Source organism: Candidatus Competibacter denitrificans Run_A_D11 (genome assembly GCF_001051235.1).
In the GTDB taxonomy this organism is placed as follows: Bacteria; Pseudomonadota; Gammaproteobacteria; order Competibacterales; family Competibacteraceae; genus Competibacter_A; species Competibacter_A denitrificans.
The window spans coordinates 67159-90519 of sequence record NZ_CBTJ020000101.1 but is presented as its reverse complement, the minus strand read 5'-3'; the positions used below and the strand labels follow the sequence as shown (position 1 = coordinate 90519).

At 58.5% G+C, this 23361-nt stretch carries 27 protein-coding genes; 21 read left to right on the top strand and 6 right to left on the bottom strand.

Annotated features, from left to right (window positions below):
• The first annotated feature begins 37 nt into the window (after positions 1-37).
• The 5 genes from BN873_RS16120 to kdsB are packed head-to-tail and all read left to right on the top strand — an operon-like array spanning position 38 to position 3186.
• A complete protein-coding gene (locus BN873_RS16120; protein WP_048676090.1) occupies positions 38-670 on the top strand; it encodes a MotA/TolQ/ExbB proton channel family protein in 633 nt (210 codons plus the stop codon).
• The gene (locus BN873_RS16115) at positions 667-1128 is read left to right on the top strand and encodes an ExbD/TolR family protein (RefSeq protein WP_071244371.1); all 462 of its coding nucleotides are present in this window, start codon (positions 667-669) and stop codon (positions 1126-1128) included. The genes BN873_RS16120 and BN873_RS16115 overlap by 4 nt, the downstream gene beginning before the upstream one ends.
• A 2-nt stretch (positions 1129-1130) precedes the next feature.
• Positions 1131-2288 (top strand): tetraacyldisaccharide 4'-kinase, encoded by a 1158-nt coding sequence (lpxK, locus tag BN873_RS19720; protein ID WP_082161352.1) that lies wholly within the window; start codon positions 1131-1133, stop codon positions 2286-2288.
• Positions 2227-2376, top strand: coding sequence for a Trm112 family protein (locus tag BN873_RS21045; RefSeq protein ID WP_242434453.1), 150 nt, complete (start codon positions 2227-2229; stop codon positions 2374-2376). The genes lpxK and BN873_RS21045 overlap by 62 nt, the downstream gene beginning before the upstream one ends.
• Positions 2377-2379: 3 nt before the next feature.
• Positions 2380-3186 (top strand): 3-deoxy-manno-octulosonate cytidylyltransferase, encoded by an 807-nt coding sequence (gene kdsB / locus BN873_RS16100; protein WP_048676084.1) that lies wholly within the window; start codon positions 2380-2382, stop codon positions 3184-3186.
• On the opposite strand, the gene BN873_RS16095 is transcribed toward kdsB, so the two are convergent.
• The gene (locus BN873_RS16095; protein ID WP_048676082.1) at positions 3160-3429 is read right to left on the bottom strand and encodes a hypothetical protein; all 270 of its coding nucleotides are present in this window, start codon (positions 3427-3429) and stop codon (positions 3160-3162) included. The two genes, kdsB and BN873_RS16095, sit on opposite strands and share 27 nt — an antisense overlap.
• 14 nt (positions 3430-3443) lie before the next feature.
• Here BN873_RS16095 and BN873_RS16090 point away from each other — a divergent pair, with 14 nt between their 5' ends.
• Positions 3444-4004, top strand: a complete 561-nt coding sequence (locus BN873_RS16090) for a low molecular weight protein-tyrosine-phosphatase (protein ID WP_320411712.1) — start codon at positions 3444-3446, stop codon at positions 4002-4004.
• An 81-nt stretch (positions 4005-4085) separates the two neighbouring features.
• On the opposite strand, the gene BN873_RS16085 is transcribed toward BN873_RS16090, so the two are convergent.
• Positions 4086-6998, bottom strand: a complete 2913-nt coding sequence (locus BN873_RS16085) for an Rne/Rng family ribonuclease (protein ID WP_048676079.1) — start codon at positions 6996-6998, stop codon at positions 4086-4088.
• A 327-nt stretch (positions 6999-7325) separates the two neighbouring features.
• Here BN873_RS16085 and BN873_RS16080 point away from each other — a divergent pair, with 327 nt between their 5' ends.
• Both BN873_RS16080 and sppA read left to right on the top strand, forming a co-directional pair.
• Positions 7326-8321 carry an RluA family pseudouridine synthase gene (locus BN873_RS16080; RefSeq protein WP_048676232.1) on the top strand — a complete coding sequence of 332 codons (996 nt, stop codon included), beginning with the start codon at positions 7326-7328 and terminating at the stop codon, positions 8319-8321.
• 3 nt (positions 8322-8324) lie between these two features.
• Positions 8325-9299, top strand: coding sequence for a signal peptide peptidase SppA (gene sppA / locus BN873_RS16075; protein ID WP_242434452.1), 975 nt, complete (start codon positions 8325-8327; stop codon positions 9297-9299).
• Between the two features lie 60 nt (positions 9300-9359).
• Here sppA and BN873_RS16070 read toward each other — a convergent pair whose 3' ends face one another.
• Entirely contained in the window at positions 9360-9959 is a 600-nt protein-coding gene (locus tag BN873_RS16070; RefSeq protein ID WP_048676076.1) for a Maf family protein, read from the bottom strand.
• A 96-nt stretch (positions 9960-10055) separates the two neighbouring features.
• Here BN873_RS16070 and BN873_RS16065 point away from each other — a divergent pair, with 96 nt between their 5' ends.
• From BN873_RS16065 to BN873_RS16005, 13 genes are all read left to right on the top strand, one after another.
• Positions 10056-10586 carry a YceD family protein gene (locus tag BN873_RS16065; protein WP_048676073.1) on the top strand — a complete coding sequence of 177 codons (531 nt, stop codon included), beginning with the start codon at positions 10056-10058 and terminating at the stop codon, positions 10584-10586.
• Between the two features lie 3 nt (positions 10587-10589).
• Complete coding sequence (gene rpmF, locus BN873_RS16060; protein WP_048676070.1) at positions 10590-10784, top strand: 50S ribosomal protein L32; 195 nt, start codon at positions 10590-10592, stop codon at positions 10782-10784.
• Between the two features lie 57 nt (positions 10785-10841).
• A complete protein-coding gene (plsX, locus tag BN873_RS16055; RefSeq protein ID WP_082161351.1) occupies positions 10842-11870 on the top strand; it encodes a phosphate acyltransferase PlsX in 1029 nt (342 codons plus the stop codon).
• A complete protein-coding gene (locus BN873_RS16050; RefSeq protein WP_048676064.1) occupies positions 11867-12835 on the top strand; it encodes a beta-ketoacyl-ACP synthase III in 969 nt (322 codons plus the stop codon). The genes plsX and BN873_RS16050 overlap by 4 nt, the downstream gene beginning before the upstream one ends.
• 20 nt (positions 12836-12855) lie before the next feature.
• A complete protein-coding gene (fabG, locus tag BN873_RS16045) occupies positions 12856-13602 on the top strand; it encodes a 3-oxoacyl-ACP reductase FabG (protein WP_048676061.1) in 747 nt (248 codons plus the stop codon).
• A gap of 104 nt (positions 13603-13706) precedes the next feature.
• Complete coding sequence (gene acpP / locus BN873_RS16040; protein WP_374727168.1) at positions 13707-13952, top strand: acyl carrier protein; 246 nt, start codon at positions 13707-13709, stop codon at positions 13950-13952.
• A 96-nt stretch (positions 13953-14048) separates the two neighbouring features.
• Positions 14049-15287, top strand: a complete 1239-nt coding sequence (fabF, locus tag BN873_RS16035; RefSeq protein WP_082161350.1) for a beta-ketoacyl-ACP synthase II — start codon at positions 14049-14051, stop codon at positions 15285-15287.
• A gap of 27 nt (positions 15288-15314) precedes the next feature.
• Positions 15315-16343, top strand: a complete 1029-nt coding sequence (gene mltG, locus BN873_RS16030; RefSeq protein ID WP_082161349.1) for an endolytic transglycosylase MltG — start codon at positions 15315-15317, stop codon at positions 16341-16343.
• Positions 16344-16345: 2 nt separating this feature from the next.
• Positions 16346-16981: a dTMP kinase gene (gene tmk, locus BN873_RS16025; protein WP_048676216.1), complete on the top strand. Its 636-nt coding sequence runs from the start codon at positions 16346-16348 to the stop codon at positions 16979-16981.
• Entirely contained in the window at positions 16971-17954 is a 984-nt protein-coding gene (locus BN873_RS16020; RefSeq protein ID WP_048676059.1) for a DNA polymerase III subunit delta', read from the top strand. The genes tmk and BN873_RS16020 overlap by 11 nt, the downstream gene beginning before the upstream one ends.
• 43 nt (positions 17955-17997) lie before the next feature.
• On the top strand, positions 17998-18342 hold the full coding sequence (locus tag BN873_RS16015; RefSeq protein ID WP_048676056.1) for a PilZ domain-containing protein: 345 nt from the start codon (positions 17998-18000) through the stop codon (positions 18340-18342).
• Positions 18343-18360: 18 nt separating this feature from the next.
• Positions 18361-19146 carry a TatD family hydrolase gene (locus BN873_RS16010; RefSeq protein WP_048676053.1) on the top strand — a complete coding sequence of 262 codons (786 nt, stop codon included), beginning with the start codon at positions 18361-18363 and terminating at the stop codon, positions 19144-19146.
• On the top strand, positions 19143-19766 hold the full coding sequence (locus tag BN873_RS16005) for a CoA pyrophosphatase (protein WP_053085425.1): 624 nt from the start codon (positions 19143-19145) through the stop codon (positions 19764-19766). The genes BN873_RS16010 and BN873_RS16005 overlap by 4 nt, the downstream gene beginning before the upstream one ends.
• A gap of 72 nt (positions 19767-19838) precedes the next feature.
• On the opposite strand, the gene BN873_RS16000 is transcribed toward BN873_RS16005, so the two are convergent.
• From BN873_RS16000 to BN873_RS15990, 3 genes are read right to left on the bottom strand one after another with little or no spacing between them, the layout of a single operon-like run.
• Positions 19839-20579 (bottom strand): SDR family oxidoreductase, encoded by a 741-nt coding sequence (locus BN873_RS16000; RefSeq protein ID WP_048676050.1) that lies wholly within the window; start codon positions 20577-20579, stop codon positions 19839-19841.
• A gap of 3 nt (positions 20580-20582) precedes the next feature.
• Positions 20583-21896, bottom strand: coding sequence for an FAD-binding oxidoreductase (locus BN873_RS15995; protein ID WP_048676047.1), 1314 nt, complete (start codon positions 21894-21896; stop codon positions 20583-20585).
• Entirely contained in the window at positions 21893-23329 is a 1437-nt protein-coding gene (locus BN873_RS15990; RefSeq protein ID WP_048676044.1) for a UbiA family prenyltransferase, read from the bottom strand. Before BN873_RS15990 ends, BN873_RS15995 begins: the two co-directional genes overlap by 4 nt.
• Positions 23330-23361: the final 32 nt, after the last annotated feature.

Genomic DNA, 23361 nt, shown 5'->3' with positions numbered 1-23361 from the left:
ATGACCACCCGGTGACCAGAACGGAGCGTTAAGACGAATGGTGGGATTCGACCTGATCAAGGCCGGTGGCTGGCTGATGGCGCCGATTCTGGCCTGTTCGCTGGTGGCGATGGTCATTATCATCGAACGGTTGCTGGCGTTACAGCGGGTTCGGGTCTTACCGGAGCGGCTGCTGCGCATCCTGCGTGGCTGGGTTGAACGCGGAGCCGTCAATCGCCAGGAAATCGCTGCACTGCCGCTGGATTCGCCGTTGGGCCGGATTGTGGCGGTTGGCCTGAATCATCACGGTAGCGGGCGGGAGATTCTGCGGGAACGCATTGAGGATACCGGCCGCCATGTCGTCCACGAACTGGAGCGCTTTCTCAGTCCCTTGGGCACCATCGCCGCCATCAGCCCGTTGCTGGGCCTGCTCGGCACCGTGGCCGGTATGATCAAAATCTTTCAGATCGTCTCAGTGCAAGGGAACAGTAATTTCAGTCTCCTGTCGGTCGGTATCGCCGAGGCGCTCTTGACCACTGCCGCCGGCCTAACCGTCGCTATTCCCAGCTTGCTGTTTTATCGTTATTTTCATGCAAGAGTTGATGCGCTGGTGGTGCAGATGGAGCAGGAGACCTTGCAACTGATCGATGTGTTAGATGCCGAAACCGGATTAGCCGGACAGCTCTCATGAATTTACGCCCACGCCGCCGCGAAGAACCCGAAATCAATTTAGTCCCGATGATCGACGTGGTTTTGGTTTTGTTGATCTTTTTTATGATTGCCACCAGTTTGCACCATCAGTCGGAATTGGAGATTCGCTTGCCGGAGGCATCGGGCAAACCGTTGCCGGGCGCTGTAGCACAGCTACAAATCGATGTCGATGCCGCCGGCCGCTATGCGGTCAATGGTCGCAAACTGGACAATGCGGATTCCACCACCCTGAAAGATGCATTGCGGGCGGCGGCCGATGGCCGTACTTTGCCGTTAGCCATTAGTGCCGATGGCAAAGCCCCGCATCAAGCCGTCGTGACGGTCCTTGATGTTGCAGGTCAACTCGGTATCAAGCAGTTAGCTATAGCCACCATCAACACCACCACTGGCGCACCGGGTTTTGCTCCTCCGGCGGATGCGCCCGCACAAAATCCTTGATCATGCAGCACTGGCTGGATCGTTACGGGTACTCGCTCAATGGCGTGGCCGTGCTGCTATGGCCGATCAGCGTGCTGTTTGGCGCAGTAGTTCGGCTACGGCGCTGGCTGTATCAACACGGCCTGCGGCGCAGTGAAAGCCTCCGGGTACCGGTTATCGTGGTCGGTAATATCAGTGTCGGCGGTACTGGGAAAACGCCGCTCGTCGCGCGGCTGGTGGAGTTGTTGCGCGAGGCCGGCTATACCCCTGGTATCGTCAGCCGTGGCTATGGTGGGCACTCGACTGAATGGCCGCGCCAAGTCGTCGCCGACAGCGATCCGATGCTGGTCGGCGACGAGCCGGTGTTGCTGGCGCGCCGGTGTCGGTGTGCGGTGGTGGTTGGGCCGGATCGGGTAGCGGCAGCCCGCTTGTTAGTGGAAACCTATGGTTGCAACCTGGTCGTCAGCGACGATGGCTTGCAGCACTATCATTTGCGGCGCGATATCGAAATCGCCGTCGTGGATGGTTTCCGGCGGCTAGGCAATGCGGCTTGCCTGCCGGCTGGGCCGTTGCGGGAGCCGCCCTCCCGGTTGCGCGAGGTCGATTTTGTCGTGGGCAACGGCGCGGCGCGCGGCCGCGAATACCTGATGTCGTTGCGCGGTGAAACGGCGGTGAATCTTGAGGACCCCTTGATCACCTCCACCCTCGCCAGTTTCCGCCAATGCACCGTCCACGCGGTGGCCGGTATCGGTGATCCTTGGCGGTTTTTCGATCATTTACGCCATGCTCGCCTGCGGCTGATCGAGCACCCATTTCCCGATCATCATCCGTTCAAGCCGGAAGATTTACAGTTTCGGGAGGATTTGCCGGTACTGATGACCGAGAAGGATGCCATTAAGTGCCGAGGCATCACCCCGGCCAGTTGTTGGTATGTGCCGGTGAGCGCCCAGCTAGACCCGGAATTTGAAGATCAATTACTCAAACGTGTGGCGATGGTTGCGATGGCCAAGGGTATCCGGCGACGGCCGGAGACGCTCCCACGCCGCCCACGTTTAGCACCGCTATCCGAACCTTTATCAGGAGATGAACCCGATGGACAAGAAACTGCTGGAGATTCTGGTGTGCCCCGTCAGCAAAGCACCGCTGGTGTACGACAAGGCGCGTCAGGAATTGATCTGTAAAGAAAGCCGGCTGGCCTATCCCATTCGTGACGGTATTCCAGTGATGCTGGAGGCTGAGGCACGACCGCTGACCGATGAGGAGGTCTAGGCAATGAGCGTCGAGGAACCTCGGTTCCGCGTCGCGATTCCAGCCCGCTATGCTTCAACCCGGCTACCGGGTAAGCCGTTGCGCTTGCTTGCGGGCCGAACGCTGCTGGAGCACGTCTATCGCCGTGCCTTGGCCAGTGGCGCATTGGACGTGATCATTGCGACGGATGACGAGCGAATTTGCGATGCAGCGACTGGATTCGGCGCCCCGGTCTGTATGACCTCCTCGGCGCATCTTTCCGGCACCGACCGACTGGCGGAAGTGGCGACTCGCTACGCTTGGCCGGACGATGCCATTGTGGTGAATGTCCAGGGCGATGAACCGCAGATCCCGCCGGCATTGATCCAGCAAGCGGCGCTGGCGTTGGAGGCGAATCCCACAGCGGGTATCGCCACGGTTTGTACCCGCATCGGCCAACCTGCTGAGTTGTTTGATCCGAACGTGGTTAAGGTTGTGCGGGATCGCGCCGGGTTTGCGCTGTATTTCAGTCGGGCGCCGATTCCTTGGGATCGGGAGACCTTTGCTCACCAGGAAACGGTAGGCGCCGATTTGCTAATTGAGAAGGGCTGGTTTCGCCATATCGGGTTGTATGCCTATCGGGTGGCAGTCTTGCGCGCTTTTCCCCGCTTAGAACCTGCCCCCAGTGAGCGCACCGAAGTGTTGGAACAATTGCGCGCGTTGTGGCATGGCATCCGTATTTATGTGGCCGAGGCGGTGGAAGCGCCGCCGCCAGGCGTGGACACGGCAGCCGATCTGCTTCGGGTGATGGCCACCATGGCCGGGTCAACCGACGAGATTGAACCTGAGTAACTCCGGCAGGTCAGGATTGAGATGCTGGCCGGTCGGATCGAGCAGTGCTACGGTAAAGGTTCTTGCCACGCGATAACCGGCGTCGCCGTACTGATCGGCCTGAATCACTTTTTGATTTTGGCAATCGCGCAGCACGAGCGCCTGTTCGTCGCTTAAAATTTCGATGACCTGGCAGTTGATTCCTTGGTAGGTTAAGGATTGATCCAGGAGCGCTTTTAATTTATCTGAATCAATGCGGGGCACGAGTGGCGATCCCGTTGGTTACAAGCATCAATAAGGTCGTTCGCGCGGCGTTCGATTTTCGACAACAGCGGCGCGATGCGGCGAAGGCGAAAGCGATGGTCAGAGTGTTATTTGTGTGTATGGGCAATATTTGTCGGTCACCGGTTGCGGAAGGCGTATTCCGGCGGATGTTGGAAAGTGCCGGACTGGATAGCAAGGTGTACGTGGATTCAGCGGGCACCCATTCCTACCATGTCGGTGCGCCCCCGGACCCCCGCAGTCAGGCGACCGCCTTGCGCCGGGGCGTTGATCTGCGAGACCTCCGCGCCCGTAAGGTAACGGTAGCGGATTTTGCCGAATTCGACTACGTGCTGGCGATGGACCGGGATAATTTTGCGCACCTGCTGGCGCTGTGTGGTCAGTCGCCGCTGCAAAGTCGTATCCAACTCTTCATGGATTACGCGCCGGAGTTGCCAGAGCAGGAAGTGCCCGATCCGTACTATGGTGGCCCGAATGGTTTTGAGCGAGTGATGGATTTGATCGAGGAGGCCGCCGAGGGATTGCTGATCAGCGTGCGGCAGCGCTATCGGATTTGAGGGTGTCTGCTTGAGTTATTGGTGACTGCCGCGAACGGGGCTGCGGTATTTTGGCCCCGTCGCGGTGATTGCTGACCGGCTTCAACTGGCCGGTTTGTTCTCAGGTGCCGATTCTGCCGTTACCGGTGACACGCTTGCTAGTTCCGTCTCGACTGGTGATGGCTCGATAACATCCGGTTCCAAAAATTTCGCCTCATGGGCAGCGGCGATGGCCTCGATAATCGCATCGGGTTCACTGGGCGGTGCGGTGTCGTCTGCAAGCAACGCTGGGCCAGTATCAGTTTTTTCCGCTGGTTCAATGCTTGCCGCCAGGTCGGATGAGGGGACAAGATCGGCGTAGGTTGCCTCTGCTATAGGTGCAGGGGTTGCCAATATTTCGACTTGTTCTACAGCATCGCTGGTGAACTCGACCGCTTCGGGAGCAAGCGCTGGCGGGGCAGTGGGCACCTGGGCGAGCGAGTCCGCCTCATACGCTCTGCCGAGGGCGATGTCCTCACTGGGGTACTCCAGCGGCGCCGGAATGGGCAGCGGCGGCTCGGCAGGTTGGCTGGCAATAGAATCTTCCAGAGCCGTCTTGGTGTTAGCCACCAGAGGTTCTATCGGTGGATATTCCAATAGAACCGGTGGCGGCGGCAAAGGGGCTTCCGCCTCTTGCGGCAGGGGTTCCACTTCGAGCGTTTCGGTTGCGGAAAGCCGGTTATTGGCCAGCAATTCACGAGGAACGCGCGGACGCCCACCGCGAATTCGCCGCTGCGGAAGCGAGCCTGAAGCAGTGCCCGATGACTGCGGGTGAGCCGTTGGGAGATCTCGCTGTGTCCCGGCGGGTTCTTCCACTGCGGTCGTCGTGTGCTCCTCAGAACCAGACGATAGCTCTGCACCGGAATCATCCATGGTTTCCGTTCCTTCCGAGGTCGTGTCGGTGGCCGGAGCATCGCCGCGCCGACGCCGACGCCCGCCGCGCCGACTGCGCCGCCCGCGTGGACTAGGCGTCTCTTCCTCTCCCTCGGTAGGGGCAGCAAATTCCTTGGGTTCCTCGCTACGGTCTTCACCGGCCTCGCCAATGACTTCCATGCTTGGGAGAGGGATTGGAACGGTGACAGGTCGGGTGTCGGCCGGCGCTGGTTTGGATGCCACTAAAGTAGGCGCGCTGTCACTCTCGTCACTTTGGCCGCTGATCGGCTCCAGGCGGGCTTCCACATCCTGCCGTTTGCTTGGCCGGTCCCGCCGATGGCGTTCAGGTTTGGGTGGGCGGCCACTGGGTTTAACCGGACGTTCTGGTTCTTCTTCGCTGACCGCGCTGGGTCGTCCGAACAGATTGCCCCACAACCAACGAAAAAAGCTGGCGTTAGGCTCAGGTTTCGGTGGTGTTGGCGCGGGCGGTGTTGGTGCAGGCGTGGCTCGCGTCACCCCTTTTACGACTGGTTCTTCGCTGGGGGTTCTGGTGACGGTGGTGGCTTGCGGCTCAAACTGCTCTTCGTAATCTTCGGCCAGCGAGTATGAAAGGCGTTGGGTGTCCGATAATTCATCGGTGCGCAGTCGGCTCAACTTGAAATGGGGTGTTTCCAGCGATTCATTGGGAATCAATAACACCCGGACCCGGTGGCGCTGCTCAATGGCCCGCACCGCTTCGCGCTTTTCGTTGAGCAGGAAGGTCGCAACCTTGACCGGCAACTGCACCACGACCCGGCCAGTCCGATCTTTCATCGCCTCTTCCTGGATCAGGCGTAACACGCTCAACGCCAGCGAATCGATGTTACGAATGGTCCCTTGACCATTGCAGCGCGGGCAAATCACATGGCTGGCTTCATCCAGTGACGGGCTTAACCGTTGCCGCGACATTTCCAGTAACCCGAACCGAGAGATGCGGCCAACCTGAACCCGCGCCCGGTCCATTTTCAACGCCTCCCGCAAGCGGGTTTCTACCTCGCGCTGGTTGCGGGCGATATTCATGTCGATGAAATCAATAACGATCAAACCGCCCAGGTCGCGCAAGCGGAACTGACGGGCAATCTCGTCGGCCGCTTCCAAATTGGTTGTGAGCGCGGTTTCTTCGATATCACTGCCCTTGGTAGCCCGCGCCGAGTTGATATCAATCGACACCAGCGCTTCAGTGTAATCGATAACGATGCCACCCCCGGAAGGCAAACTTACTTCGCGTTGGTAGGCAGTTTCGATTTGGGATTCGATTTGAAACCGGGTGAACAGCGGGATGCTGTCTTGATACGGCTTCAGCCGGCTCAGGTGGTGCGGCATCACCTGCTGCATGAAATCCTGCGCTTGCCGGTGAACCGCCGGATTATCCACCAGGATTTCGCCAATATCGGCACGCAGGTAATCGCGCAGGGCGCGCACGATGATGTTGCTTTCCTGATAGATCAGGAACGAGGCTTTTTTCTGGGACGAGGCGAATTCGATGGCTTTCCACAAATGCAATAGATAATCCAAATCCCATTGCAGCTCTTCCTGTGAACGGCCGACGCCAGCGGTACGCACGATCAGCCCCATGCCATCGGGAATTTCGAGGCTGCTCATAACCTCGCGGATTTCCTGGCGATCCTCACCCTCGATTCGCCGTGAAACACCACCGGCGCGAGGATTATTCGGCATCAACACCAGATAGCGGCCAGCCAAGCTGATGAAGGTGGTGAGCGCGGCGCCTTTATTGCCACGTTCTTCCTTTTCCACCTGGACCATGATTTCCTGGCCTTCGCGGATAGCCTCGCGGATGCTGGGGCGGCCACCATCGTTGGCCTGGGGATCGAAATAGCTGCGGGTGATTTCTTTGAAAGGCAGGAAACCGTGCCGGTCGGTTCCATAATCGACGAAGGCCGCTTCCAGCCCTGGTTCGATGCGAGTGATACGACCTTTATAGATATTGGATTTTTTTTGTTCCCGTGATGGGGTTTCGATATCAAGGTCGTAAAGTCTTTGGCCGTCAACAAGGGCCACACGCAACTCTTCCTGCTGAGTCGCGTTAATCAGCATGCGTTTCATGACAAAATTCCTTGCGCTCGACCATCACCGGCGGTGACGTGGTTGTCGCCGGGGCGTCGCTGGAGAGGGAGTTGCCCGGGGGATGAAATCCTGGTGGGGGCTGGTCCAAACACGCCGCGAGGTTGTGACCGGTCGGCTGGGAGCGCGGTCGGGCGCCGCTCGAAAAGGGTCTGGGCTGAGCGGCGAATAAACCCATCAAACCAATCCCACTCGCCGGACAACTGGCGCGCGGGTGCGAAAACCGATAGTGTACTCAAGTTTCGCCGGCCCTTGGGACCAATCGGCGACAACATTCTCAACTATAGCAGCCTGATCGATATGCTTCAAATGATGCCTCCCGCAGCCGAATCGACAATGGTGCGCCATCTGGAAATCGCCCCCGAATACGCCGGGCAACGCTTGGATAATTTTCTGTTGCGCGAACTGAAGGGTGCCCCCAAAAGCTTGATCTATCGGATCTTGCGCAAAGGCGAAGTGCGCTTGAACGGCGGACGGGTGCAGCCGGATCGGCGACTGAGCGCGGGTGATAAATTACGCATTCCCCCGGTGCGGCTGGGTGAGCGCATCCAGCCGCCTTTGCGGCCGCCGCCAGGCTGGGCCGAGCGCCTGCGGGATGCGGTGCTGCACGAAGATCGGGAACTGCTGGTGCTCGACAAACCGGCCGGTTTGGCGGTGCATAAGGGCAGCGGGATCGATTTTGGCGTTATCGAGTTGTTGCGCGCCCTGCGGCCTGATGAGCCGTTTTTGGAATTGGCGCATCGGCTGGATCGTGAAACCAGCGGTTGCCTGGTCCTAGCACGGACCCCGGAAGCGCTGCGGCGGATTCAGGAGGCATTACGGGCTGGGTTGGTCGAAAAACGTTATCTGGCCTTGGTCTGCGGCTATTGGAATCATGGCAAGCGCGAGGTGAACGCACCTTTGCGCCGCAATGTGCTGCGCGGCGGCGAGCGCATGGTCGAGGTCACGGCCGAGGGTAAAACGGCCTTGACCCGGTTCCAACCGGTTAGCTTATTCAAAGCGGCCTCGTTGCTGTCGGCAGACATTTTGACCGGGCGTACCCATCAAATTCGCGTCCATGCGGCCCATGTCGGGCATCCGCTAGCCGGTGATGAAAAATATGGTGATTCAGCGTTTAATCTAGCGATGGCAGAGCGCTGGGGTCTGCGTCGCTTATTTCTGCACGCCCACAGTGTGACTCTCGCGTTGGGTGGCCGGGAAGTGGCGGTGAGTGCGCCTCTGAGTCCAGAGTTGAAAATGGTGCTGGATCGACTCGCAACCGGAACAGCGGGTCCAGCAGGTCCAGCAGGTCAAGGGGATAACTGAGTTATGAGCATGACTGGATCTGAGCCAAATACGAATCTGCCCAGCGAAGAGCGTTGGGCGCGGGATGTCTTGACCAAAGTGGCGCTTGCCGCCGTCACCGAGCAACGGCGGGCGCGACGCTGGGGGATTTTTTTTAAGCTTTTGTTTTTCTGTTATCTACTAGGGCTTTTGGCGTTGGCATGGCCGGACAATTTGGGTTCTGCAACCAGCGGCATTAAGCCGCACACGGCCCTGGTTCGTGTTGATGGCCTGATTGCTAGCAGCACCGAGGCCAGTGCGAAAAATATCATCGAAGGGCTGCGCAAGGCTTTTAAGGATAAAAGCACCGTCGGCGTGATTTTAGAAATCAACAGCCCTGGCGGTAGCCCGGTCCAAGCCGGCGAGATCTATGACGAAATCCAGAAATTGCGCCAGCAATTCCCCAAGACGCCGGTCTACGCGGTGGCAAGCGATCTGTGCGCTTCAGGCGGTTATTACATTGCAGCGGCTGCGCAGAAGATTTATGTGAATAAGGCCAGCCTGGTCGGATCAATCGGCGTGCGAATGGATAGTTTCGGCTTTACCGATACCATCGCCAAGCTTGGCATTGAGCGGCGAGCTTACACGGCCGGCGCCAATAAGGATTTTCTTGACCCTTTCAAGCCCACCAATCCAGAGGATGTTCGCCATTTGCAGACCATGCTTGATGCGATTCATCAGCAATTCATTGCAGCAGTCAAGCAGGGCCGGGGAGAGCGGCTTAGGGAAAATCCGGATGTTTTCAGCGGCTTGATGTGGACCGGTGAGCAGAGCGTCGGGCTGGGTTTGGTTGACGGGCTGGGGAGCAGTCGCTATGTCGCCGAGGAAATCATTGGTGAGAAGTCGATTATCGACTATACCAAGCACACCCGGTGGCTGGATCGGGTACTGGATGGAACCGGCGCGGAGGCAACGCTTGCAAACCTGCTGGCTCAGGGGCGAGCGATTCTATGGCGCTGATCTTTTATTCGGCCGTGCTGCCACATATCAGATGGGAAAAATTTGTTTGAATTTATATAGTTAAAGGATAGGTGCGCCCGCCGCTTCCAGCATCCGAGTTAGCCGGATCAACGGCAGACCGATTAGGCTGGTGGGATCATCACCGTCCAGCCGCTCGAACAGCGCGATGCCCAGCCCTTCTGACTTGAAACTGCCGGCGCACTGGTAGGGCTGTTCACGATGCAGATACGCCTCGATCATCGCGGTGGTGAGCGGGCGGAATACCACTCGAAACGGTTCCACCGCAACTTGCTGTTGGTCGCTACCGCTGTCGAGCAGGCACAGTCCGGTATAAAAAGTCACCGTCTGGCCCGATGCCCGGCGTAATTGGGCAACGGCTCGCGGGTGATCGCCGGGTTTGCCGATGATTTCGCCATCTAATACGGCTACTTGGTCGGAGCCGATGATCAAAGCCGCTGGCCAGAGCGGCGCGACCGCGCGGGCTTTGCGTTCCGCCAGTCGCGCGACCAGGCCCGTCGCTTCTTCCCCCGGCAAGGGGTCTTCGTCGATAGCAGGGTCACAGACGGCGAACGGCAGACCCAATCGCGCCAGCAATTCACGGCGAAACGGGGAGGTCGAAGCTAGTACCAGCGGGACACGCTCGGATAAGGATGGGGGCATTGATTTGACTCATTCGCAAAAGGGGTAGCGATACCCGGTATCAAAGCGGGCTATATTTTGACAGAAAATCGACACGCTTATATCATTCCGCCTCTTATGCAAGCCCTGCCTGTCCCCGAAAGAATTAACCCCTGGCGTCTGGCTACCGAAAGCGGTCGCTTGGAAGGCCAGTTGGCGTTGGCCGCATTGCCGCGTCTGGCGACACTGAATCGTGCGACCGGTGAAGTGATGGTAGCGCTGGTGGGCGGGGTGGATGAGCACGGCGTATCCTTCCTGGAAGGCTCGCTCAGCACCGAGATTGAACTGGACTGCCAGCGCTGTTTGGGGCCGTTGCGTATCCCGCTCACCGTCAATGTTGCCTTGGGGATGATTCGCTCTGAGACGGAAGCGGAGCGATTGCCGGAGCGCTACGAACCGCTGCTTGTCGCGGGCACCGAGGTTACGGTTGCCGACTTGGTAGAAGATGAGCTTTTGCTGGCTTTGCCGCCTATTCCTCGCCATGCGGCCTTGCGTGAATGCGAGGCCAATGGTTATGGGGTGTCCGATGAACTGACACCCGGTACGCCACTCCGCCAACCCTTCGCGGCTTTGGCGTCCTTGTTACCCGATTTGAAAAGGAGCACTTAATTCATGGCTGTTCAAAAAAGCCGCAAAACCCCTTCCAAGCGCGGTATGCGCCGCGCCCACGATGCGCTGGTTTCCCCAGCTCTCTCCGTCGATGCGACTTCAGGTGAAGTCCATCGTCGCCATCACATTACCGCAACCGGTTTTTATCGCGGCCGTAAAGTCATTGAGCAGCGTCCAGAGAACGAGAGCGAAGAATAAATCGGTGCCGCTGATCCCTCTGTCGGGCTGCCCGACCCAGCCAACGATCCTGCCTTCATGACGAGACCGCTTACTATTGCCCTTGATGGGATGGGTGGCGATATCGGCCCCGATGTGGTGGTCCCTGCGGCTTTGCGCGTGCTGGAAACGGCCGGCGATTCCGTGCGGCTGATCTTGGTCGGACAGGAGGATGCACTGGTTGGCCGCTTGCGTCAGGCCAAGGCCGGCAGCGATCCCCGGCTGGTTGTCCGCCATGCCTCCCAATTAGTCAGCATGGATGAATCTCCGGCCCAAGCGTTGCGAGTGAAGAAGGATTCTTCCATGCGGGTTGCGATCAACCTCGTCAAGCAGGGCGAGGCGGATGCGTGCGTCAGCGCCGGGAATACCGGGGCCTTGATGGCAACCTCACGCTTTGTACTGAAAACGCTGCCTGGCATTGACCGGCCGGCTATTTGCACCATGTTACCGACAGTTCGGGGTTATACTCGGGTGCTCGATTTGGGGGCAAATGTCGATAGCAAAGCCGAACATTTGTTGCAGTTCGCGGTCATGGGTTCCGTACTGGCCAATGTCAACGGGATCGAGCGCCCTTGTGTCGGGTTGCTCAATATCGGCGAGGAAGACATTAAAGGTAACGAGCAGGTCAAGGAAGCTGCCCAATTGTTGGCTGCCAGTGATCTCAATTATGTCGGGTTCGTGGAAGGCGATGGTATTTTCCTGGACAATGTAGACGTGGTGGTTTGTGATGGTTTTGTCGGCAATGTCGCGCTCAAAAGCAGCGAAGGCGTGGCTAAATTGATCCGCCATTATATGACCCAGGAATTCCAGCGAAATCTGTTAACCCGCTTGGTGGGGCTGATCGCCCTGCCGGTCCTGCGCGCCTTCGGGCGCAAGATCGATCCGCGCCGTTATAATGGGGCTAGTCTACTGGGCCTACAGGGCATCGTGGTCAAGAGTCATGGCGGTGCCGATGCGCTAGCCTTCGCCAATGCGATCCAGGTCGCCATGCTGGAGGCCGAGCGCAAAGTGCCCCAGCAGATTGATGCCCATCTGGCCGCGCTTCACGCCGAGAGACAAGCCCTTTGAACTACGCCCGGATCGCTGGAACCGGCAGCTATCTGCCGGAAAAAGTGCTCACTAACGCCGATCTCGAAAAGATGATCGACACCACCGCCGAATGGGTCGTCGAGCGTACCGGTGTTGAGGAGCGTCACATCGCTGCCCCCGGTGAAACGACCTGCGATCTGTCTGAGCAGGCCGCCCGCCGTGCATTGGCGGCGGCAGGTGTCGAGCCGACCGATATCGATTTGATCGTTTTGGGTACCACGACGCCCGATCACGTCTTTCCCAGCGTTGCCACCCAATTACAGCATCGGCTGGGTTGCTATGGCGGTCCTGCGTTCGATGTCCAGGCAGTTTGCACTGGTTTCGTGTACGCGCTCGATATCGCCAATCGCTTTATCCAAACTGGCGCAGTGCGTCGGGCGTTGGTGGTGGGAGCCGACACCTTTACCCGGATCATCAACTGGCAGGATCGCGGCACATGCATCCTGTTCGGCGATGGAGCCGGTGCCGTGGTCTTGGAAGCGGCTTCGGAGCCGGGGATCATCGACAGTCGTTTGGGTGCGGACGGGCGTTATAAAGAACTGCTGTGGGTGCCAGCCGGCGTGTCCAGCGGTTATGAGCAGACGCGAGAAAACGCTGCATTCGTCGAAATGCGCGGCAGCGAAGTCTTCAAGGTAGCGGTGACCACGCTCAAGGAAATCGCTGAACAGATTTTGGCCGCTAACCACCTGACGGTGACGGATCTCAATTGGTTGATCCCGCATCAGGCGAACCGCCGCATTCTATCTGCTACCGCCAAGCGCCTGGGATTACCCGAAGAGCGTATGGTGGATTGCGTGCGAACCCACGGCAACACGTCGGCGGCGTCGGTGCCGCTGGCGCTCGATGTCGCGGTTCGTGACGGCCGCATTCAGCGGGGTGACACGCTGTTGCTGGAAGGTTTCGGTGGGGGCTTTACTTGGGGCGCGGTGCTCCTCAAATATTGAGTGTGACGGGAGGCTTATCGATGGCGGCGCTGGATGGCGAGATCGCGTTGGTGACGGGGGCCAGCCGTGGCATTGGCCAGGCCATTGCTCGGGAGCTAGGGCAGCGGGGTGCCGTGGTGATCGGTACCGCAACCACCGACGCCGGAGCGGAAGCCATTGGTCGGGATCTACACGAACGGGGTGTTAGCGGGCGTGGCTTGAGGCTGGACGTGACCGATCCCGCGTCGGTGGAGGCAGTGGTCAAAGCCGTGGTGCAAGAATTTGGCACCCCAACGATTTTGATCAACAATGCCGGTGTTACCCGCGACAATCTACTGCTGCGAATGAAAGACGTGGAGTGGTCCACCGTAATCGACACCGATCTGTCATCAGTCTATCGGCTCAGTAAGGCTGTTTTGCGAGGGATGATGAAGGCCCAGCGCGGGCGGATCGTCAGCGTGACCTCGGTCGTGGCAGCCACCGGCAACCCCGGCCAAGCCAATTATGCGGCGGCCAAAGCCGGTATCATCGGTTTCACCAAGTCGCTGGCCCGCGAAGTGGGATCGCGCAACATCACGGTCAACGCAGTGGCGCCGGGGGCTATCGACACCGATATGACTCAGGCTTTACCGCCGGCGCAACGCGATGCGGTTATCGGCAGTATTCCCTTGCAACGTTTGGGCAAGCCTCAGGAGATCGCTGAGGCAGTAGCCTTCCTGGTCTCGCCGGAAGCGGCTTACATCACAGGCGAGACGCTGCACGTCAACGGTGGGATGTACATGGCCTGAGGCTGCATGTGACTAAGTAATAGCGCCGATACCGCTCTTTTCCATACAATACCCCGCAGCAGTGCTGCGGCTGTCTGGGATTCACAACGAGGAAACAAACCATTATGACTGACATCAGCAACATCGAAGCGCGCGTCAAAAAAATCATTATTGAGCAGCTGGGGGTAAAGGAAGAACAGGTCACTAACGAAGCATCGTTCGTTGAGGATCTGGGCGCTGATTCGCTGGATACCGTGGAGCTGGTTATGGCGTTGGAAGAGGAATTCGAACTTGAGATTCCTGATGAGGATGCCGAAAAGATCACCACGGTTCAGCAAGCGATTGACTATATCGCGACGCATCTCGGTTGATGGTGTTGACCCTAAACCGACGGGAGGCAGCCACCGCGACCGCCATGGGGGGTCGCGGCTTTGTTTGGGCCGTGCAGCGGGGAAGAGGGTAGTTCCGTGGCCAAGCGACGGGTAGTAGTGACCGGCATGGGTATCGTGTCTCCGGTGGGGAGCACCGTAGACACGGCCTGGGCCAATATTCTGAGCGGCCACAGTGGAATTGGTCCGATCACTGCCTTTGATGTGACCGGCTATCCGGTACGCATCGGTGGTGCAGTGCAGGATTTTCATCTGGAACGGTACATCAATGCCAAGGAAGCCAAGAAGATGGATGCCTTCATTCATTACGGCATTGGTGCAGCGGCTCAGGCGATTGCAGATTCGGGGCTGGAAATCACCGAAGCAAACGCGGATCGGATCGGCACGTTCATCGGCGCCGGTATCGGTGGCTTGCCTGGCATCGAAGAAGGCCATTCAGCCTTCCTGAAAGGCGGGCCGCGACGGCTGACACCGTTTTATGTACCGCGTAGCATCATCAATATGGTGTCTGGCAACCTGTCGGTCCTCTATGGGATCAAGGGGCCAAACTTGGCGGTGGTGACGGCCTGTACCACGGGCACGCACAGCATCGGGTTGGGTGGTCGCTTGATTGCCTATGGTGATGCGGATGTGATGATCGTTGGTGGCGCGGAAATGGCCACCACACCCACTGGATTGTGCGGTTTTGCGGCGGCGCGTGCTCTCTCGGTTCGCAATGATGAGCCGAAGAAAGCCAGCCGGCCCTGGGACAAGGACCGAGATGGTTTCGTGCTGAGCGATGGGGCCGGTGTCTTAGTGCTGGAGGAATACGAGCACGCCAAGCAACGTGGCGCCCGGATTCACGCCGAACTGATTGGTTTTGGGATGAGCGGCGACGCCTATCACATGACCTTACCACCGCCGGATGGCGATGGTGCGCGGCGAGCCATGATGGGTGCTCTGCGTGATGCGGAGCTTAATCCTGAAGCGGTTGATTACATCAACGCGCACGGTACCTCAACGCCAGCCGGCGATAAGATTGAAAGCGATGCGGCGAAGACGGTCTTCGGTGAGCACGCCTACCGTTTGGCGATGAGTTCCACCAAGTCGATGACCGGCCATCTGTTGGGCGCCGCCGGTGGCGTCGAGGCCATCTTTTCGATACTGGCGCTGCGCGATCAAATCGTTCCGCCCACCATCAATCTGGATGATCCTGAATCGGGCTGCGATCTCAACTATGTGCCCCATACTGCTCAGGAGCGGCGAGTTAAAGTCGCTCTGTCAAATTCCTTCGGGTTTGGCGGCACGAATGGCACGATTATCTTTCGCGCTTTGTGAAGTGCTGAACGGGTTATTCGCTAAGCCGTGTGGTCCCGAAAGCGTCTGTTATTCAGCTTAGCGGCGCTGTTGCTGGTTTTGGGGACCGTGCTGTATGCCCTCTATGCCGATTACCGATTCTTCTTAGAGACGCCATTGCAAGCGCGGACGGACGGTTTGGTTTTAACCGTCAAGCCGGGCATGGGTATCCGTGAGATCGTTCAGGAAGTAGAGAGCCAACAGCCGGGCCTGTTGCGTTCTCCAATCTATCTTGCCGGCTATGCGCGTTTGAACGGTCTCTCCACCAAGCTCAAAGCCGGTGAATACGCAATGACGCCTGGGCTGACTCCGCGCGGCTTGCTTGATCAGATTGTCAACGGGCGGGTCATCCAATATCCCTTGCGGGTCGTGGAGGGCTGGACGTTTCAAGAGTTGCGGCGGGCGCTGGCTGCGCATCCAAAGATTGTCCAGACGCTGCATGATACCAACAACGCCGATCTCATGGCACGGTTGGGGCGACCAGGTGAATATCCCGAAGGCCGCTTTTTCCCCGATACCTATCGTTTTCCCGCCGGGACCACCGACGAGGCTTTCCTGCGGCGGGCGCTGGCCGCCATGGACCGGCAGTTGCGCGATGCCTGGGAACGTCGCACAGAACATTTACCGCTCAACGATCCCTACCAAGCCTTAATTTTGGCGTCCATTGTCGAAAAGGAAACCGGTTTACCCGAAGAAAGGCCGGCGGTGGCTGGCGTTTTCGCCCGGCGCTTGCAAAAAGGAATGCTGCTGCAAACGGACCCGACGGTGATTTATGGTTTGGGAGCTGCTTTCGATGGCAATTTGCGCCGGCGTGACCTGGCAACCGATACGCCTTATAACACCTACACCCGCAAAGGTTTGCCCCCGACACCCATTGCGTTACCGGGCGCAGCGGCGCTGGCAGCGGCGGTCAATCCGGCGAACGGCGACGCGCTTTATTTCGTGGCGACCGGTACCGGTGGTCATGCCTTTTCCGCCACGCTCGAAGAACACCAACGAGCAGTCCGGCGATATCAGTTGAAAAAAGCGTCGCCATGACCATGATGGGTCGATTGATCGTTGTCGATGGGGTTGAAGGGGGTGGTAAAACCACGCTGCTGGAGTTCATACGCACCCGTTTGGCAACAGCGGGTTATTCCGTCCTGACCACTCGGGAGCCGGGCGGTACTACCTTGGGCGAAGAGATCCGGTCTTTACTGCTGGCGCATCGCCAAGATGGGATGACGCTAAGCGCCGAAACCTTATTGGTATTTGCCGCCCGCGCGGAGCATCTGGCGAAAGTCATCCGTCCGGCATTGTCTGCTGGCCAGTGGGTGTTGTGTGACCGCTTCACCGATGCGACCTACGCTTACCAAGGCGGTGGCCGGGGTTTGTCGCTGGACAAAATCGCGGTTTTGGAACACTGGGTCCAGGAGGGGTTACAACCCGATCTGACCTTGTTGTTTGACTTGCCGGTTACGGTGGGTTTGGAACGGGCGGGGCGGCGTGGGGCGATGGATCGTTTCGAGCGCGAGGGAGAAAATTTTTTAGAGAGAGTCCGGGCGGCCTATTTGGAACGTGCTCGCCAACAGCCCGACCGTTATCGCATCGTCGATGCCAATGGCTCCCTGGAGGCGGTCAAGAGCCAAGTGGACGCTTTACTGAATCGTTGGCTGGAACAGCTTCATGCTGGATGAGCGATTGCCTTGGCACGAACCGGTTTGGCGTCAGATCCAGACACGGCTTGTGGCCGACCGACTACCTCATGCTCTGCTGCTGGTTGGCCCCCAGGGATTAGGCAAATTTATTTTTGCGCGGCGTTTAGCGGCGGCGTTGTTATGCACGGCGCGCGATACCGCCGGTGATGCCTGTGGATGCTGCCGGGCCTGTCATCTGTTTCAGGCAGGTAGCCATCCCGATTACTGCGTTATACGGCCGGTTGAAGAGGGTAAGGCCATCCGGGTCGATCAAATTCGTGAGCTTGGCGATTTTCTGGGGTTGACCGCTCACGCTGGCGGCTACCAGATCGCCTTGCTGGCACCGGCTGATCGCCTTAACCTCAACGCCGCCAACAGTTTGCTCAAGACGCTGGAGGAACCGGCCGGTAACGGGGTGCTGCTGCTGGTCACGGCAAACCCGGCTCGCTTACCACCGACCGTGCGCAGTCGCTGCCAGTGGGTGCGTTTTAACCCACCACCCCTTGAAATGGCGCTGCCTTGGTTAGCGTCCCGCGTTCCGGGTGGGATTGATCCACGAGCGGTGCTGGAGATTGCTGATGGTGCACCATTGGCGGCTTTGGCAGTTGCCGATCCGCGCAGTTGGAACCGCCGTCGGCAACTGCTGGAAAGCTACGGGCGGGTGTTAGCCGGAACAGAAGATCCGGTACGAGCGGCGGGAACCTGGGTGCAGGGTGATCTCGCTGAGAATCTGCGCTGGCTGGTCAGTTGGCATCTTGATGTTATTCGGCTTAAGATGGTCTTTGAGCCACCCACTTTGGCTAATCCTGATCTCCGCTCAATACTGCGGGGGTGGGCTGGCCAGCAGTCGGGTCTTGCGCTGTTCACGCGCCTGGACGCGGCGATTCGCTTGTCGGTGCTTTGTGCAACCACGCAAGCCAACCCGCATCTGCTGGTAGAAGCATTTTTCGGCGACAGCGCCCCCCCAGGGTGAAGCGGTCGTTTTTGGAACATCTGCTACAGAAGGTTGAAATGGTATGTCCGGCCCACGCCAAGGCGTCATCTCTCTCGCGATCAAAGACAAGGCGATGCTACAGTCGAGCTACATGCCTTTCGTCAAGAGCGGGGGTATTTTCATTGCCACAGAAAAATCCTTTGAGCTAGGGGACGAGGTTTTTTTGCTGCTCACACTGGTTAATGATCCTGAGCGGTTTGCCATCACCGGCAAGGTGATTTGGATCAATTATCGAACCACACCGGGCGGTCGTCAGATGGGGGTCGGGGTTCAATTTAGTGGTGCGGAAGGTCTTAATTTACAGAAGAAAATTGATGCTTTATTGGCCGGTTATCCCCGTCTCGATCAAGCCACCAACACCATGTGATGATCCGGCCAGTCTGACATGCTGGTAGACTCGCACTGTCATCTTGACCGGCTTGATGCCGCGCGCTTCCCTGGTGGATTGGCGGGCGTGCTGGATCTCGCTGCCACCAACGGCGTGGAACACTTGTTGAGCGTGGCGACGGATTTGGCGAGCTGGCCCGCTTTAGCACGGCTGACCGAGCCTTATCCGCAGGTTGCCCTATCCGTAGGTGTCCATCCCAGTGAGCAGAGTGGCCGCGCGCCAACCGTCGCGGAACTGGTGGCGCTAGCCCGTGAACCGCGTGTGGTCGCTATCGGGGAAACGGGGCTGGATTATTATTACGGTCATGATGCAGCCGAGCGCCAACAAACCTGGTTTCGTATCCACATCGCTGCTGCTCGCCAGTCCGGCAAGCCGCTGATCGTCCACACCCGTGATGCCCGGGTGGACACGCTGCGTATTTTGGCCGAGGAGGGCGCGGCTGAGGTGGGTGGGGTGCTGCATTGCTTTACCGAAGACTGGGCTATGGCGGAACAGGCCCTGGAGTTAGGTTTCTACATCTCCTTTTCCGGCATCGTAACCTTTAAGAATACCAAACAAATTCAGGATGTTGCTCGTAGGTTGCCAGCTGACAGGCTGCTAGTCGAGACCGATTCACCCTATCTAGCGCCTGTACCCTACCGAGGGAAACCCAACCAGCCAGCTTGGGTGCGCCATGTGGCCGAGTTTGTTGCCCAATTGCGCGGCGAATCGCTGGAGCACATCGCCGCCATCACCCGCGCCAATTATGGCCGGTTATTTGGTGTTGTGGAGGCAGCGGCGTGAATCACGCGCTACTGCGTGATCGGATTCGCCGCTGCCTGCATTCCACGCATCAGATTGAGACCATCACCGGTGATTACGCAGTGGCGGGAATGGCGCGTGAAGAACGGACGCTGACGCCAGCGGCAGTATTGGTGCCTCTGGTGGAGCGGCCCGCAGGCTATACGGTGTTATTAACCCAGCGTACCGCCCATTTAGAGCACCATCCTGGGCAAATTAGCTTTCCTGGCGGACGAGCCGAAGAGGAAGATGCGGGGCCGATTGATACCGCCTTGCGCGAGGCCGAGGAAGAAATCGGTTTACAGCGGCGGCATGTGGTGGAAATCGCCGGATTTCTGGATCTCTATCAAACCGTGACAGGATTTTTGGTCACGCCGGTGGTCGGTTTCGTCACGCCGCCGTTTGAGTTGACGTTGGACGCTTTTGAGGTCGCCGAGGCGTTTGAGGTGCCCCTGACCTTCATTCTGGAGCCTAAACACCATGAACGCCACAGTATGCTGTACAAAGGTGAGCAGCGGAGCTATTACGTCATTCCTTATGAAAATCGCTTCATTTGGGGCGCAACAGCGGCGATGCTGGTTGGTTTTGCAAGGCGACTGACGGGAAATCCGCCATTGCGATGAGTAGCCACTAAATGAGGGCTACCAATATTGCGTATCTGATGTATTGTCAGAAGCTACTGAAATCCCCAGGTTCTAAAGAAATGAAAGAGACTTGAAAATTCGTTCTGGAATGGATTTGATGATCCACATAACGGGTCGCCAAAATCCGGGCGTATAAACCACATCCTTCCCTTTTTCCATCGCTCGAACAATATCGCTTGCGACCCGCTCTGGCTTAGCCCATAGCGGGTTTTTTGCAAAATCCCGGGTCATCGGCGTATCGACGAAACCGGGTTTGATCGTGAGCACCCGTACGCCCGCTTGGTGCAGGCGCTGCCGCAAACCGCTCAAAAAGCTACTTACCGCAGCCTTGGCCGTACCGTAAACGTAATTACTCTGTCGGCCTCGGTCGCCGGCGACCGAGGAGATCACCACTATTGTGCCAGCTCGCTGGCTCTCAAAACGGTTAGCGACCAAGGTCAGCAGGGCGATGACGCTGAGCGCATTGGTGTGCAATTCTTGAAAGGTTAACGCTACTGATTGTTGACACGCTGCCTGCTCTGACAAGGTACCGTGCGCAACGAGTACAGTGTCCAGACCGCCCAGTGCAGCCGCTGCGTGATCGAGCAAAGCCGCGTGGTGTTCGATGGTGTTAATGTCTAGCGTCTCGGTTTGCACCCGCGCTGCACCACGTATCCGTAGGTCGGCGGCGATTGCTTCAAGCATTTCAGCGCGACGGCCCACCAGATACAGGAAGTCACCCCGCGCCGCGAGCAACCGTGCTACGGCTTCGGCGATGGCCGACGTAGCACCGACGATCAACACTTTGCGCATCTCTCATTCCTCCATCACCCGCCGCCAGAAACTCGAAGAAAACCGGGGATCGATATAAGCTCTGAAATGTGGCCATTGCGGGAAAAATTCTCGAAACCGTAACGCGCTCATCCGGGCATCTTTCGCTGGATACACTGCGCCGCCCGCCGTTGCCACGACCGCGTCTAGCGACTCCAACAGTCGGAACGTTGCTGGACCCTGGTTGGGAAAATCCAGCGCCAGCGTCACGCCGGGTCGGGGAAACGACAGCCAGCCGACCGCTGGAATTGCACCGAAGATTTTCAAGACCGCCAGAAACGACCCCATGCCGGAGTGCGCGATGCGCTCCAGTAATTCGCGGGTCGCAGCGTGGCCTTGGGCGCCGGGAATCGCACATTGGTATTGCAAAAAACCGTGTCGCCCGTAAATCCGGTTCCAGGCCAGCAGGCTGTCGAGTGGGTAGAAAAAAGGTGCGTAGTGCGCGATTGCGCGCGTGATCCTGGTCCGCTGCCGATGATAATAAAGCGTGTTGAAGGTCTTCAGGCTCCAGGAATTGATCAGCGAGCACGGCGGCGCAAAGGGTACGCTCAATCGCCCGGTGGGTGCGCGGGGCTGTGTCGCGCAGAGGGCTGGAGCGTGATTGCCGCGCATGAATAAACCGCGCCCCAAGGCGGCGCCGCGCGAAGCGCAATCGAGCCAGGCAACGGTATATTCGTAATCATCGTCGGAGTCAGCCGAGACGGCAAAAAACTCATCCAAGCCGCCAAAACGGATCGTTTCACTGGCGATCCAGGGATTGGCGATGCGCCGGAGCTGAATTTCTGCCCAAACGATGAGTCCGGTCAGGCCCAGGCCGCCGACGGTCGCGGCGAACCAGTCGGTATTTTCGGTCGGTGAGCAGCGCAGGCGGCTGCCATCCGAACGCAGTAATTCGAAGCAGCGGACATGGGCGCCGAATGTCCCGGCGCGATGATGGTTTTTGCCATGCACATCGTTGGCGATGGCGCCACCGAGCGTCACAAATTGCGTGCCTGGCGTCACCATCAAGAACCAGCCTTGCGGCACGACCAGCGCCAGAATTTCGGCAAGCAAAACACCAGCTTCGCAGCGCATCACCCCAGTTACAGCATCGAAAGCGATGAAGCGGTCCAACCCGCGCGTATGCAGCAAGACGCCGCCGTCATTGAGGCAGCTATCACCGTAGCTGCGGCCGTTGCCATAGGGGAGCAGGGGATACTCAGTTGCAGGGAGCGTAGCGTGACGGTCGTGGTAGCGGAAGAGCGTCTGTCGGGTGCGGGGATAGCGGCCCCACGAGAGGGTGGCGGCACGTTCCGTCACAATGCCAATCCAACAATAATCGCCCCGATCAGGGTCAAGATCTGGCTGACCCGATCTTGTACCGCAAAGATCACCGGGTCGTCGTGCATCTCACCCCGATGGGTTTTCAGCCATATGCGGCTGATCCAATAAAGCAGCAATGGACAAAGCAGCCAGATCGCTTCGGGGTGCCGGTACAAGGTCTGGCTGGCGCTACTGTTGATGTAGAGTGCTAGCACCAGCACGCTCAGATAACCGCTAGCACCGCCCAGCGTTTGCAGCAGTTGTAAATCATCAATTCGGTAGCCGCGTCCCTGCGCCGCGCTCTGCCCCAGATCTTGCAGGGCCAACAGCTCGGCGTAACGTTTGACCAGCGCCAGACTCAGGAAGATGAACATAGAAAATGCGAGCAACCAAAAGGTGGGGATGATAGCGGTCGCTGCTGCGCCGGCGATGATTCGTAGGGTGTACAGCGCAGCCAACACTACTGCATCCAGCATCACGCTCTGCTTGAGATAGAGCGAATAAGCCAAGGTCAGCACATAGTAGCTGAGCAGAACTCCAAAAAACGGTGCGGGTAGAGCGATGGCCGCCAGCGTGAATGCCAGCGTCAGCAGGGTGGGAACTGCCAGCGCGCCGGCTAGAATCGGTATCGTACCAGCGGCGAATGGCCGCAACCGTTTACGCGGATGCCGACGGTCGGCGGGTAAATCCAGTAAGTCGTTCAATAAATATACACTGGAAGCGCACAGACCAAAGGCGAGGTAAGCCAACGCTGCTTGCAGCAGCAGGGGGGTTTCCAGCAGTCGATGGGCCGCCAGCAAAGGGACAAAGATCAGAATATTTTTCAGCCATTGATGCAGGCGCAACGCCCTGAACCAGAGTTTCAGTCCCTCGCCTTGGCGATCATCGAACTCAGCGGCAATCTCGGCGGTTCGCGCGGCCTGCTCATGCACCCCGCGTGCTGGATTGACCAAAATCGCCTGGCGCGCCCGTTTCCAGACCGCCAGATCAGCCCGGTCATTGCCTGCGTAGTCAAAGCCGCGCTCGCCAAAACGCTGACTGAGCTGTTCAGCCTTATTCTGGCCGGATAGATTGGTGCTGTTGGTTGTAGCAAGGGTTTGTGAGAAAAGCTGCAAATGCTCGGCGACTTGGCGGGCGAGCGGTTCGGCGGCGGCGGTCGCCAAAACTAGAACGCGCCCGCGCGCGTGTTGTTCGCGCAGCCAGGGTAGAAAGAGCGGATGATAGGGGAGTGTCGCGGTGTCCAGCGCTACCCGGCGTGCCAGTTCCTGCTTGAGACGGGTCTTACCCCGCAGCAGCCAGAAAGGAACCAGTAAAGCGAGCAAGGGATATCTACCGAGGAGCAGGAAAAATGATTCGATCAACAGATCGGTTTTGATCAGCGTGCCGTCGAGATCGACGCAGAGTGGGGGAGTCTGGGCGGGTGTGGTCATCGCGTTTGAGGGGGTTGCTATCCTTTAGGATC